This is a genomic window from Veillonella sp., from assembly GCF_041333735.1.
In the GTDB taxonomy this organism is placed as follows: domain Bacteria; phylum Bacillota; class Negativicutes; order Veillonellales; family Veillonellaceae; genus Veillonella.
The window spans coordinates 416093-429009 of record NZ_JBGKFB010000001.1 but is presented as its reverse complement, the minus strand read 5'-3'; the positions used below and the strand labels follow the sequence as shown (position 1 = coordinate 429009).

The following is a 12917-nucleotide window of genomic DNA, read 5'->3' as shown; positions in this document are numbered from 1 at the left end:
GTATTCCATGTTAGATTATTTATTGCAGATTATCCCAACCATCGCTGATGGTTTAAAGGTAACCGTATCGCTCTTCTGTATTGTATGGATTTTATCCATTCCTGGCGGTATCTTACTTGCTTTGGTACGTCTATCTAAATTTACAGTGCTCGACAAAATTGTTGAAGCTTTCGTATATTTGATGCGCGGCACACCATTAATGCTACAAATTTTATTCGTTTACTATGCATTGCCTATCATTACAGATGGTGCGGTACAAATGGATGATGCTACAGCCGCTGTTCTTACATTCGTATTAAACTACGCCGCTTATTTATGTGAAATTTTCCGCGGTGGTATTCAATCCATTTCTCGTGGTCAGTACGAAGGGGCAAAGGTTCTTGGTTTTACCTATGCTCAAACAATGCGTAAAATCATCTTACCTCAAATGTTTAAACGCGTATTGCCTCCACTTGCGAACGAAACAATTAACTTGTTGAAAGATACGTCTCTTGTATACGTATTGGCTATGAATGATATCTTGCGTATTACAAAATCTATCGTACAACGTGACTTTGATATCTCTGCCTTTTTAGTGGCAGCTTTATTCTACTTGATCTTTACCTTTATTTTGACAAATATCTTCAACTACTTAGAAAGACGATTTGCTGTATATGAAGATTAATCTATTCTGTAGTAGTGTGTCGTAGATATAGATGTAGTTGTTTGAGGGGCTATAGCACTATTTAAGACTACAACTATTTAGTTAATACGACGATGTAAGAGGTACTTATGACATTTGTAAACATGGAGCGTATTGAAAAACGCTTTAACAATCAAACTGTATTGCGCGATGTATCGCTCAAAATGGATAGAGGGGAAATCGTTTCTATTATCGGCCCATCTGGCTCTGGTAAATCTACATTCTTGCGCTGCTTAGGTCAATTGGAGACCATTGATGGTGGCTCTATTACTGTAGATGGTACAGTTCTTGCTAGTACAGATGCTAATGGCACTGTAAACTATGCTAGCCAAGAAACACAACATGATTTGCTATTACGCATGGGCATGGTTTTCCAATCTTTCAATTTATTCCCTCATATGACGGTTCTTGATAATATTATGATCGCACCGCGCATGGTAAAAGGTATGAAAGATGATGAGATTTTACCAATAGCAGAGCGATTACTCAATAAAGTTGGTCTATGGGAAAAGCGCGATATGTATCCATCCCGTTTGTCCGGGGGTCAACAACAACGTGTGGCCATTGCTCGTGCATTGGCGATGAACCCAGAAATCATGCTATTTGATGAGCCTACATCAGCCCTTGACCCAGAATTAACAGGTGAGGTTCTTAAGACCATAAAACAGTTGGCTGATGATCATATGACGATGATTATCGTAACCCATGAAATGAACTTTGCTCGTGAAGTATCTGATCGTGTCATCTTCATGGCAGATGGTGTTATCCAAGAGGAAGGTACACCAGAACAAATTTTCAACAATCCACAGAACGATAGAACGAAAGCGTTCTTGGAGAACATGTTATAGGAGGTCTTATGAAGTTACGTTTTATGGCTGCAACATTGGCTGTCATGGCTATGAGCACGACCTCTATTATGGCAGAAGGTTTACAAGGCACACCTGGAACTCCGATGGCTATCGTAGATTCCCAAAAAGACTCTGCCTCTATTTTGCCAGAGCAGTATAAATCGTATGCAACTACGATGAATACGGTGGTCAAGGACTATAAAAATGGCTATACCTTTACGATTCCATGGCGTGTAGCTGATGGTGTTAAGATAGATATGGATGTGCGTAGTGAAAGTGAGCATATTCAAGGCTATTCTTTCAACCTAGCGGGTCCAACGCAAGATGATTCCTATACTGTATCTTTCACAAAACGCAATAATACACCGCAAGACGGGGTATCTCAAAAGGAATGGAATACGACTTGGTATGGTGTGCCAATCAAGGGTATGTCTGATGAAGAGTACTTGAGCATCTGGCGTCAGCATAGTAATGTCTTTGAAAACAACGATATCGTTGGGGGCTTCTTCACAAAGAAAGGGGCTACATCAGCGCGTTGGGATAAAACAACACCAAAATCGTATGCTGAAATGACATCTACAGAGCCTGTTCAATCTGTATTTGAAGCGGAATTTATCATGGATAAGGATCCAACACATCGCTATAATTTGGTGAGTACCTATGCACCTATTCAAGGGGAATTCATGGAACAAGGCTTGATGGAGCATACAATTCCATCCTTTGAATTACTAAATAAATCTGGTTCTAGTACAATCAAAGGTGTTAAGCAGTTTATTTCTGGCACAAGTGATATCAGTGTAGCTGAAGGCATTAAATTTACCTATCCAAAAGGCTTTACCCGTCTAAATGAAAAGGGTAAAATTGCTTTCGCTAAGCATAATGTTCGCCTCGATATTGAATCCTTTACAATACCAGTACAAGCGGTTAGCACAGGTATGCCTACCATGATGGGCAAACAAATGCTAGGTGATTATTACCTTAAACAATTGGTTGAGGTAAATAAGGCAACGATTACACGTTATGAAACACATATTATCGATGGTAATGTAATGTTCTACTTGGCAGGTCATATGAAGAACCCGAATACGGCTGATACATCTGTAGCAGCACCGGTATCTTTTGCTGCTACTATTATCTTAGGTAATGAAGGCAATGTAGCTGTGGCTCGTATGATTGGTCCTGCAGGTACTAGCCTTACTACACCTGAGCTTATCGATGTGCTCGATGGATTTAAATTGACCACTACATTGAATACTAACCAGTCATCACAAGTTTTATAATATACACATAATATTCTTTTATTTGTATAAATCTGTATAATTTGTGCTATAATAAAAGAAATCCTCTAGAAAAAGAGGAGTTTTCCTTGATGGTCTAGAATATAATACTATAGGCTAAACGATCTTTGATCATATCCCCTTTGAGGGATTAGAAATAGGAGGGGTTATTATGGTTACCTACAAAACTATTGTCGTACCTACTGATGGTTCTGAAAATGCTAAACGTGCGTTGGAACATGCTCTCGCTGTAGCGGACCGCAACCATGCTGAATTGATTGTTGTTCATGTTGCAAACATCGTGTCTGCTATTTCCAATTTCGATCAAACACCAATTTCCGGTGGTTACGTATCTGAACAAATTGCAGAAGATATGGAAGAAACTGGTAAAGAAATCCTTAACGATGTAGTAAAAGAAATTCCTACAGGCGTAAAAGTTAAAAGCGTATTCGAAGTTGGTTCCCCTGGTCCTGCATTATTAGCAGTAGCTAAAAAATACAATGCTGACCTTATCGTAATGGGTAGCCGTGGCCTTGGTCCATTGAAAGGCTTATTCATGGGTAGCGTAAGTAGCTATGTAACTAGTCACTCCACTTGCCCTGTATTGATCATTAAATAATTCATATCCTGTACAGATATGATACAAAAAGAGACTTTGTTATAACAAAGTCTCTTTTTTATAGCTCAAAAATGATATAATATTTATATGTATGCCGTTTAGGTTTACAAATAAGAACGAAATTACGTTACATGAGAATGATAAATAAACATAGATAATAGTTTATAATATGGGGGACTATATGAGCGACAAACAAGAATCATTGCTAAAGCTAGCAGAACTGTTTAAAATCTTGGGTGACCCTACACGCCTTAAAATAGTAGAATTATTATTAGAAAACGAAATGTGTGTAAATCACATTGCAGAAACAATGGGTATGGGACAATCTGCCATTTCTCACCAATTGCGTGTATTGCGTCAAGCACGTCTTGTGACCTATCGCAAGGATGGGAAAACTGCATACTACTCTCTAAACGATGATCATGTGGAAGGTCTCGTAAGAATGGGGATGGAACACGTATCTCATCAATAGTTATATATTCTTACTGTATACCACTTGTCTAGTTTGATTAGGAATGTATAAAATATATATGATATATAACCTCTAACGATTTATACTATAAAAACATAAGAAAAGGAGCCGTTTATACGGCTCCTTTTTGTATAGGCATACTAGTATTAATATAATGGGAAGAGGTAATAGGCTATAGTAATGAATAGTGGCATCGTCACTGCTGATAATATAGTTGTACCCATTACAATTTGTGTAGCGTACTCCGGATTGTTTTTCATTTCAATAGCGATGAGAGCCATATTGATGGCTGTCGGTACACTATAGGTAATGACAATCGTTTGAGCTGCAATCGGATGCATAGGACCATAGAACATTATGAATAATATAGTAATGACTGCAGCAATGAGAGGACTTACAACGAGTCGTAAGGATGTAGCAAGCATAACATCCGACTTAAAGAAGTTTAATGGCGTTCTGTTAATCTGCACCCCTAAAGCAATCATGGCAACGCCTACAAAGGCATTAGCAAAGATTTTAAGAGGGGCAAAGAAGAATAGACCGTGTAAATCAAATGGTAAGAGCTGGCAAAGTAATGCAAGCGGTATAGCATATACCATAGGCATATGGAATACTACGCTTAACGCATCCTTTGTGCTCAATCGTCCAGCCCCAGCTTGGTAGAAGCCATAGGTATTACTCGTGATGGTTTGTATAATCATAATGGATACGACGCTGACGAGACCTAAATCAGCATAGGGGGTTGCGCCATCTATAACGTAAGGCACATTGGTAAATACAAAGATGGCAAGGGCAATGCCCATATTGCCGACATTGTTAAACATAACGCAGTTCTTTAATGTGGCAATTTTTGCTACATCATAACCTTGTATTTTGCCGACCACACCTGAAAGTATAGAGTTTAGTATGAGTACAATTAGTGCACAAAATACAATTTCTAACGTACCCGATGTAAATTTAGCTTCATACATGGCCCTAAATACAAAGGTAGGTAATAATATGTAGAAGTTTAGTTTACTCAGCGTATATAAATCTAGTTTAAATTTTCTATCCAATATAAACCCTACACCTATCAGTATAAAGATAGGAATCATAGAGTTCATAAATATATGTCCTATTAGCTCGAATATATTCATTATCTCACCTAGAGTTTCTCATTAATTCAGTACGGATTTAATGTATAGTATTATCATACCATAGTATGTATTGTTTGAGACTTAAAAGTTTTATCCATTATGATTACTAATCATAATCATCAGAAATATCTATGAAAGATGTGACTTTTGGTATACGACTAAATATGTCGATTTATAGTATAATGTGAATATATTGTATATTTTAGTTTGTTCTTTGAACGTGTCTCTACGGTGAGTAACCATGGCTTTTACAGTGTGGAGTCCAAAGGGATGCACAGGAGGAATTATGAAACGAATTTTATTAGTATTAATGAGCGTTTTCATGCTAGCCTTGTTAGTGGGTTGTGGTAGTGACACAAACAAAGCAGTAGATTCTGCTAAACCAAGCACATCTGAAAAGATTACTGTACAAGCAGCAGCGAGCTTGAAAGGTGCTCTTACTGAATTAGCAGATTCTTACAAAAAGAGCCATAACTTAGCAGATGACCAAATTGCTATTAACTTTGCTGGTTCTGGTACATTGCGCCAACAAATTGAACAAGGTGCACCAGCCAGCTTATTCATCTCTGCTGACGAAAAGAATATGAAAATGTTGCAAGAAAAAGACCTTGTAACAGATGTTAAACCATTTGTAACTAATGAATTAGTTCTCGTAGTTCCAAAAGGCCAACCTAAAGTTGAATTAAATCAAATTGCTTCTGTTAAACGTATCGTATTAGGTAACCCTGAAACAGTACCTGCTGGTAATTATGGTAAACAAGTATTAACAAAATTAGGCGTATGGGATCAAGTTGAGCCAAACGTTGTATATGCTAAAGACGTTAAAGCTGTAACAGCATCTATTAGCCAAGGTGCTGGTGATGCGGGCTTTATCTATAAAACAGATGCTATTGCTGCAGGCGATGCAGTTCAAATCTCTGCTGTAACACCGGCGGATTCCCATGATCCAGTCATCTATCCAATCGGTATCATAAAAAAATATGACAACGCATTGGCAAAAGATTTCTACCAATACGTAATGAGCCCAGAAGGCCAAAAAGTATTAGAGAAATACGGTTTCTCCCCATCTAAATAAGAGTAAGGCGCTAGCTCTAAAGGCTAGCGCTTTCTTATGATACAATATAGATATTCTTAATACTACTAAGTTTTATTGCATTATATAGAGAAAGGGGGCGTGACATGAGCCCGTTTTGGCTATCATTATGGGTGGCAAGTATTGCCCTTGTCATTGTTATTTTAAGTGGTTTAGCTGCTTGTTATTGGATGAATCGTTGTAAATGGAGCGGTATAGCTATTCTTGATGCGCTCATTACATTACCGCTTGTGTTACCACCTGTAGTTGTGGGCTTTGCTCTTCTCATGGTGTTTACGCCAGGTTATGCTTTTGGTGCGTGGCTTGAAGCACATGGAATGAGCGTTGTCTTCGCCGCCTCTGGTGCAGTCGTAGCATCTTCTGTTATTGCGTTTCCATTATTTTATCAAACGGTACGCTCTGCGTTGCAGTCCGTCGATCATAATATGGAGGATGTAGCACGTACATTGGGCGCGTCAGAATTGCGTATATTCTTTACCATATCTGTGCCTCTTGCATGGAAAGGTATTTTAACAGGTAGCATCTTAGCGTTCTGCCGTGCCATGGGGGAATTTGGTGCTACCATCTTAATCGCTGGTAATATTCCGAAGGTAACGCGCACCATGCCGTTAGCTATTTACTCCTACGTAGAGGCCGGGCAGTACATGGATGCCTTCGAGCTTGTTGTTTATATTTGTGTCCTTACATTGGCATTGTTGAGCGGTATTCACCTCATTACAAAAGGTTCCTTGTTCCGCCATACAGAGAATAATTAGGAGGTTCTATGATTACATTTTCCTTTACTGTAGTTAGACCTTCTGTGACTGTGAAAGCTGAGGGGGCATTGTCTTCTGGCATTACTGTGTTAACCGGTCAGTCTGGTAGTGGTAAAAGTACCTTTATTAAATGCATTGCAGGGCTCGTAAAACCCACCACTGGCAGTATTCAATACGATGAAACGACGTGGGTAGATCGAGACAAAAAGATATGGGTGCCCGCTCAAAAACGGCAAGTAGGCTATATGCCACAAGGCAATATTGTATTTCCTCACTTGTCGGTAGAACATAATATTACCTATAGCAAACGAGGCACACCTGACATGTGTGATACATTGTTACAACGTTTGGGCTTAGAGAAATATCGTAATACCAAGGCTGGTAGTTTATCTGGCGGTGAGCAACAAAGGGTTGCACTGGGCCGCGCGCTCTACTCAAAACCGACTATTTTGCTCCTTGATGAGCCTTTATCTGCACTCGATTGGAATTTACGAAAACAAGTGCGTGAAGATCTTGTTTCTATCATTCGTGAATGGGATGTACCTTGCGTATGGGTGACTCATGATGAAAGCGAAGTAGAAGCTGTAGGCGATAGACATTGGATATGTGAAAATGGGCAAATCACTATCCCTTAATAGTAAAATACCTTCATAAGCATGATCGCTTATGAAGGTATTTTTGTTTTACTGTTATTTTATTTCCACGGATGAATTCACTGTTTTACTTATATATCCAACGATAGCGGTTACTATGAAGGCCATAGCAAAAGATGGCAATGTAGCACCTATCGTGCTTTCACTATGTAACATATAGTGATATAAGCCAACGGATACAGCCCAAATGAGACCTCTTACGAGATAAGCCGATAGTGTTTGTACTTGTTGATGATTAATGAAATAGTCGGCCAATAGAATGGCTATCATCGGTGCAAATACAGAGCCAATGAGGTATAGGAAGTCTGTAATATCATCCATTGGATATAGGATAGCCGCAATAGTTCCGACGATTGTAACGATAACGGCGATGCCTTTACTGGAGGCTCCGCTATAGATGGTCGTACTAGATACGCCTGCAGAGTATGCGTCCATAAAGGTTGTAGTTACGGTAGAGAAGATGATAACGATGAGGCCAGCTAGACCTAGGCCTGCATTCATCATGATGGTAATGATAGAGTCGCCACCGCCAAAGATAGCGGCGCTAAGACCTAAGGTGTACATAACAATACTTGTTATAGTGTAGACTGTTGCACTTGTCAGTGATGCGGAGAAAGGCTGTTTACTTTCACGAGTATAATCGCTGATGAGAGGTAACCAAGATAATGGCATAGCAATAGATAGTTCAAGAGCTGTCATAAAATTCATATTTCCGCTAGTGACAAGGCTACTTTCACTAGGCCATTGAGCTATCATGTGAGCGCCCATGTAGATGGTGAGACCTAGTAGTAGAACAGAGACGATGGCTTGAATATAGCCAGTATTGTGGAGGCCGATGAAAAGCCACAGGATGACGAGGGCCCCTATAGCTGTGGTCCAAATCATAGGGGATAGAGGTGCTAGCTCTTGTAAGGCGAGCATCGCATCGTAAATCATGATGCTCGTCCAACCGATGAGTTGCAGCATATTTAAAAAGGCAAAGCCCTTAGCCCCTAGGGATCCAAAACTAAAGGCGGTAGTATTCATACTGCCTTGTCGCAATCGCCCACCGATGAGACCAGCTCCAAAGAGTAATATACCGCCGATGATATGCCCCAGTATGATAGCATATAGTCCTTGGGTGAGACCTAAGGGGGCCAGATAGGTTCCCGTCATAATTTCCGCTATGGATAGCGCGGCACCGAACCATATCATGGCGAACTGTGGTTGTGTAATGTGTGTGTCTTTCATACGTCCTCCTAGCCAGGAAGTCATAGAAAAAGCCGAGCTCAAAGGAACTCGGCTATTAATCCTCTATGTTCCCTACGTTGGCATTATCCAAATCAGGTTATGGGTTAAAGCATTAGCTTACTCTCAGCCCACTCGTGTGAGCACCCCGTTATGGCTTCATTATAGGCGGTTAATAGGAAACAGTCAAATCTTTTGTTGCATAGATTGTATAATAATGTTATAACTAGAGTATAAAAATATATTGCCACTAGGGGTGCTTTTGCTGAGATTGACCATTCAAAACCCTAGACCTGATCCAGATAATACTGGCGTAGGGAAGTGGAGTGAAACATAATACTAAACTATTACGAGACCATTCCATTTGGAGTGGTCTTGTTTTTATATATTTGGAGGTATTATGAAAAAACTGATTATTGCTAGTATATGTGTGGCCTTAGGTGTGGTATTGTCAACAACATCTATTCCTGTTGGGCCGGCTCGTATCTTTCCGTTTCAACATATGATTAATGTAATTTTAGCCGTTATAGTTGGCGCAAGATTCTCTGTAGGTGCCGCATTTAGTACATCTTATTTACGCAATGTATTGGCACTAGGTTCTCCATTGGCCTTTCCTGGTAGCATGATTGGCGCCTGGCTATCTGCGTATTTATATAAAAAATACAATGCCATCTGGGCGGCAGCTTTAGGTGAAATCATCGGTACAGGCCTCCTTGGTGCTCTTGTGAGCTATCCTATTGCTCATTTCCTATTAGGCAAACCATTAGCGTTGTTGACCTTGATTACATCCTTCTCCATGAGCTCTATAGCAGGGGCTTGCATTGGATTTATTGTGTTACAAATCCTATCTCGTCGTCATCTATTACACAAGGAGGCATAATGAAATTACATACTGCACTAACAATTGCTGGTACTGACCCAAGCGGCGGTGCTGGTATTATGGCCGATTTGAAATCATTCCAAAGCCGAAATGTATACGGCATGGCTGTCGTTACCTCTGTAGTGGCCCAAAATACTACGGGTGTACATCATGTAGAACATCTATCCTTAGAAAGCATAGAGAAACAGTTACACGATGTGTACTCAGATATTGCGCCCCAAGCCGTTAAGACAGGCATGATTGCTTTACCGGAAATGATGGACCTCATCTATCCTTATGTGAGCAAGGATATTCCGTACGTAATGGATCCTGTTATGATTGCTACCAGCGGTGACCGACTCGTATCAGATGAGGCGGTGAATTTCTTAAAATCTAAACTCATTCCTACTGCCACAGTTATCACCCCTAATCGTAGTGAGGCTGAGGTCTTAGCTGACATGGCTATTGATTGTGAAAGCGATATAACAACGGCGGCTCATCGTATCTTACAGGACTTAGGTCCTAAAGTGGTAATCATTAAGGGCGGTCACATCGGCGAAGATGCAACGGATTATGCTTTCACCAAAGATGGTAGCGTACGCACTTGGTCTAGTCCTAAATATGATACGGTGCACACACATGGTACGGGCTGTACCTTCTCTGCAGTTATTACGGCAGAACTTGCTAAAGGGCGTGACGTAATTGACGCCATCGGTATTGCTAAGGACTATATCGCTCTTGCTATTAAGCATAACCCAGCGCTAGGCCATGGCTGTGGTCCTGTTAACCATATGGCTTATGGACTACTAGCTAATGGACCTGAGACAATGGATGAGCTCTTGAAAGATGACTAGAGGAGATACTGATATGAACCATGAAAATCCATATATGAAAGGTCAAACTTGGCCTAATCTAAATATATTAGAGACATTGCGTCAGAGAAATCCTCTTGTTATTTGCATTACTAATGATGTGGTACGTACCTTTACGGCCAATGGTTTACTAGCCATTGGTGCATCGCCTGTGATGAGCGAATGCAGTGAAGATTTAAAAGACCTCATCGTTCATGCATCGGCTTTACTCATCAATATTGGAACGCTTACGCCAGATAAAGCTGCTTACTACAAGGAGGCTATAGCACTGGCAAAGAAACATGAGGTTCCTATCGTGTTAGATCCAGTAGGCTGTCATGCGGGAGCTTACCGATTGTCGGTAGTCTTAGATTTAATTAAGACTGGTAATATCTCTCTATTACGAGGTAATCAAAGCGAAATCAAAGCTATTTATGATACTTTAAGTCTCAATGATACGGCTAATAATTCTACTGCAGGCAAAGGTGTAGATGGGGCACAAGTCGAGGATAGTGCTGTTATTGCCTATCGTTTGACACGTCTTATCAACTGTCCTGTGGTAGCAACGGGGGAAGAGGATTATGTTTCCGATGGAACTCGCGTATTTGCAGTACCACATGGACACCCTATTATGACATCTGTAACGGGTACGGGCTGTTTATTAGGAGCCGTATTAGCAGCCTTCTTTAGCGCTTATTATCCATGTAAAGATAGAGTATCTATCGGTGAATTTCTCGCCTATGTACTGGCTTACTATGGCTTGGCCGGTGAAAGTGCGGTACAGGTGAGCGGTGTAAAACCTGGTAGCTTTAGTGTAGCCTTTATGGATGCTTTATACATGCTTGATGATGCGGTGCTTATATCTGAAAATCATATACGTCCTATAGTTGTACCTGATCAATTACAAGTATATTTCATTGGTGGCACTCAAGATGTAGGTCTTAATGAAAATCGCTTGCTAAGTGTCGTAGAAGAGGCTTGTCGAGGTGGTGTGACTTGTTTCCAATTTAGAGAAAAGGGAATGGGCACTTTAGAGGGACAACAGAAATTAGAATTAGCCCAACAATTACAACAAATCTGTGCGAAGTACAATGTACTCTATATTATCAATGATGATGTAGACTTAGCAGTGGCCGTTAATGCCGATGGCGTTCACGTAGGACAGGAGGATATGTGCCTAGAAGAGGTACGCCATCTTGTAGGCCATAAGGTAGTTGGTATTTCCATTCACTCCGTGGAGGAATTACATAAGACAGATGTAGTCTATGCTGATTGTGTAGGTGTAGGGCCTATGTATGCTACAAGTAGTAAACCTGATGCACAAGAACCATGCGGACCAAATCGAATTAGTGAACTTCAAGCAGAAGGTTTAACACTACCATGTGTTGGCATTGGAGGAATTACCTTAGATAATGCGGTACCTATTATACAAGGAGGTGCCTGTGGTATTGCCATCATATCCGCTATAGCTCATGCAGATAATCCTTATGAAGCAGCCCAACAGTTTAAGCATTTAGTAGATAGTGCACAACCTTAAAAGCAAATAGAACACAAAAAAAGACGATGACCAAAGTCATCGTCTTTTTTGTTAAGGAAGTTGTTAGTACTTACTGTAAGAATATATTGTACTTACAGGTATGTTTAATATAAATCTGTACTTACAGGTTGTTAGTTTAGTTAGTGTCGTACTTACAGATTAGATGGATTCCACGAAACGGTGGAAGAATGCTTGTGGGTGAGCACATACTGGGCAAAGTTTTGGAGCTTCTTCACCAACATGTACGTAACCGCAGTTAGCGCAGATCCAAGCAACTGGTTCGTCGTTGTGGAATACTTTGTTACCGGATACTTGAGCTGCTAATGCAAGGTAACGAGCTTCATGACGAGCTTCGATTTTACCAACTTCGCGCATTTGGTAAGCGATTTTAGCAAAACCTTCTTTTTCAGCTTCGTCAGCAAATTCTTTGTACATTGTAGTGTGTTCGTAGTTTTCACCAGCTGCTGCATCACGAAGGTTAGCTTCGATATCGGAAGATACATCGCCACCATGAAGAGCTTTGAACCACAATTTAGCATGTGCAGATTCGTTGTGAGCTGTTTCTTCGAAATAATCAGCGATTTCGTTCATGCCAGCTTTACGAGCTGCTGCTGCGTAGAAAGTATATTTTTGGAATGCTTGGGATTCGCCAGCGAATGCTGCTTGAAGATTTTTTTCAGTGTTAGAACCTTTTAATTCTGCCATTTTAATACTCCTTTGTACTTACGATAATTTTCAAATTTGTTACTTAACTTATATATTCATAACCACTTGGTTGTGAATGCAAATAATAGAATACTTATTCTACAATTTTTATGGGCGACTTCGCCTTAGTAAGAAAACTTATTCTTAGATTAAATAGACACTTGCCTAATTCTTAAAATAGTACTTACTGATTTGTGTTTTTC

At 40.2% G+C, this 12917-nt stretch carries 14 protein-coding genes and 2 riboswitches; of the genes, 11 read left to right on the top strand and 3 right to left on the bottom strand.

From position 1 onward, the window contains the following. Positions 1-7 precede the first annotated feature (7 nt). The 5 genes from ACDF53_RS01955 to ACDF53_RS01935 all read left to right on the top strand — a co-directional run bounded on the left by ACDF53_RS01955 (position 8) and on the right by ACDF53_RS01935 (position 3898). Complete coding sequence (locus ACDF53_RS01955) at positions 8-664, top strand: amino acid ABC transporter permease (RefSeq protein WP_005387763.1); 657 nt, start codon at positions 8-10, stop codon at positions 662-664. 107 nt (positions 665-771) lie between these two features. After that, entirely contained in the window at positions 772-1530 is a 759-nt protein-coding gene (locus ACDF53_RS01950) for an amino acid ABC transporter ATP-binding protein (protein WP_005387765.1), read from the top strand. Between the two features lie 8 nt (positions 1531-1538). Continuing rightward, positions 1539-2810 carry a hypothetical protein gene (locus ACDF53_RS01945; protein ID WP_105090143.1) on the top strand — a complete coding sequence of 424 codons (1272 nt, stop codon included), beginning with the start codon at positions 1539-1541 and terminating at the stop codon, positions 2808-2810. Positions 2811-2979: 169 nt separating this feature from the next. Further along, complete coding sequence (locus ACDF53_RS01940) at positions 2980-3426, top strand: universal stress protein (RefSeq protein WP_005387768.1); 447 nt, start codon at positions 2980-2982, stop codon at positions 3424-3426. 181 nt (positions 3427-3607) lie between these two features. Continuing rightward, the gene (locus ACDF53_RS01935; RefSeq protein WP_227721395.1) at positions 3608-3898 is read left to right on the top strand and encodes a metalloregulator ArsR/SmtB family transcription factor; all 291 of its coding nucleotides are present in this window, start codon (positions 3608-3610) and stop codon (positions 3896-3898) included. 146 nt (positions 3899-4044) lie between these two features. Here the strand turns inward: ACDF53_RS01935 and ACDF53_RS01930 are convergent, their stop codons facing one another. Beyond that, complete coding sequence (locus ACDF53_RS01930) at positions 4045-5034, bottom strand: AEC family transporter (RefSeq protein ID WP_370815319.1); 990 nt, start codon at positions 5032-5034, stop codon at positions 4045-4047. Between the two features lie 286 nt (positions 5035-5320). Here ACDF53_RS01930 and modA point away from each other — a divergent pair, with 286 nt between their 5' ends. The 3 genes from modA to ACDF53_RS01915 all read left to right on the top strand — a co-directional run bounded on the left by modA (position 5321) and on the right by ACDF53_RS01915 (position 7517). Continuing rightward, positions 5321-6109 carry a molybdate ABC transporter substrate-binding protein gene (gene modA, locus ACDF53_RS01925; RefSeq protein WP_370815318.1) on the top strand — a complete coding sequence of 263 codons (789 nt, stop codon included), beginning with the start codon at positions 5321-5323 and terminating at the stop codon, positions 6107-6109. A 104-nt stretch (positions 6110-6213) separates the two neighbouring features. Then, positions 6214-6882, top strand: a complete 669-nt coding sequence (modB, locus tag ACDF53_RS01920) for a molybdate ABC transporter permease subunit (RefSeq protein WP_370815317.1) — start codon at positions 6214-6216, stop codon at positions 6880-6882. An 8-nt stretch (positions 6883-6890) separates the two neighbouring features. After that, on the top strand, positions 6891-7517 hold the full coding sequence (locus tag ACDF53_RS01915; protein ID WP_370815316.1) for an ATP-binding cassette domain-containing protein: 627 nt from the start codon (positions 6891-6893) through the stop codon (positions 7515-7517). A 54-nt stretch (positions 7518-7571) separates the two neighbouring features. On the opposite strand, the gene cytX is transcribed toward ACDF53_RS01915, so the two are convergent. Further along, entirely contained in the window at positions 7572-8765 is a 1194-nt protein-coding gene (gene cytX / locus ACDF53_RS01910) for a putative hydroxymethylpyrimidine transporter CytX (RefSeq protein WP_370815315.1), read from the bottom strand. Between the two features lie 52 nt (positions 8766-8817). After that, a riboswitch (TPP riboswitch) is annotated at positions 8818-8923 on the bottom strand. Between the two features lie 81 nt (positions 8924-9004). After that, positions 9005-9099: riboswitch (TPP riboswitch) on the top strand. 63 nt (positions 9100-9162) lie between these two features. Between cytX and thiW the strand changes: the two genes are divergently transcribed. The 3 genes from thiW to thiM are packed head-to-tail and all read left to right on the top strand — an operon-like array spanning position 9163 to position 12009. After that, a complete protein-coding gene (gene thiW / locus ACDF53_RS01905) occupies positions 9163-9642 on the top strand; it encodes an energy coupling factor transporter S component ThiW (RefSeq protein WP_370815314.1) in 480 nt (159 codons plus the stop codon). Further along, entirely contained in the window at positions 9642-10475 is an 834-nt protein-coding gene (thiD, locus tag ACDF53_RS01900) for a bifunctional hydroxymethylpyrimidine kinase/phosphomethylpyrimidine kinase (RefSeq protein WP_370815313.1), read from the top strand. The genes thiW and thiD overlap by 1 nt, the downstream gene beginning before the upstream one ends. Before the next feature lie 13 nt (positions 10476-10488). Further along, positions 10489-12009 carry a hydroxyethylthiazole kinase gene (gene thiM / locus ACDF53_RS01895; protein ID WP_370815312.1) on the top strand — a complete coding sequence of 507 codons (1521 nt, stop codon included), beginning with the start codon at positions 10489-10491 and terminating at the stop codon, positions 12007-12009. Positions 12010-12168: 159 nt separating this feature from the next. On the opposite strand, the gene rbr is transcribed toward thiM, so the two are convergent. Beyond that, complete coding sequence (rbr, locus tag ACDF53_RS01890; RefSeq protein WP_325192130.1) at positions 12169-12714, bottom strand: rubrerythrin; 546 nt, start codon at positions 12712-12714, stop codon at positions 12169-12171. Between the last annotated feature and the right edge of the window lie 203 nt (positions 12715-12917).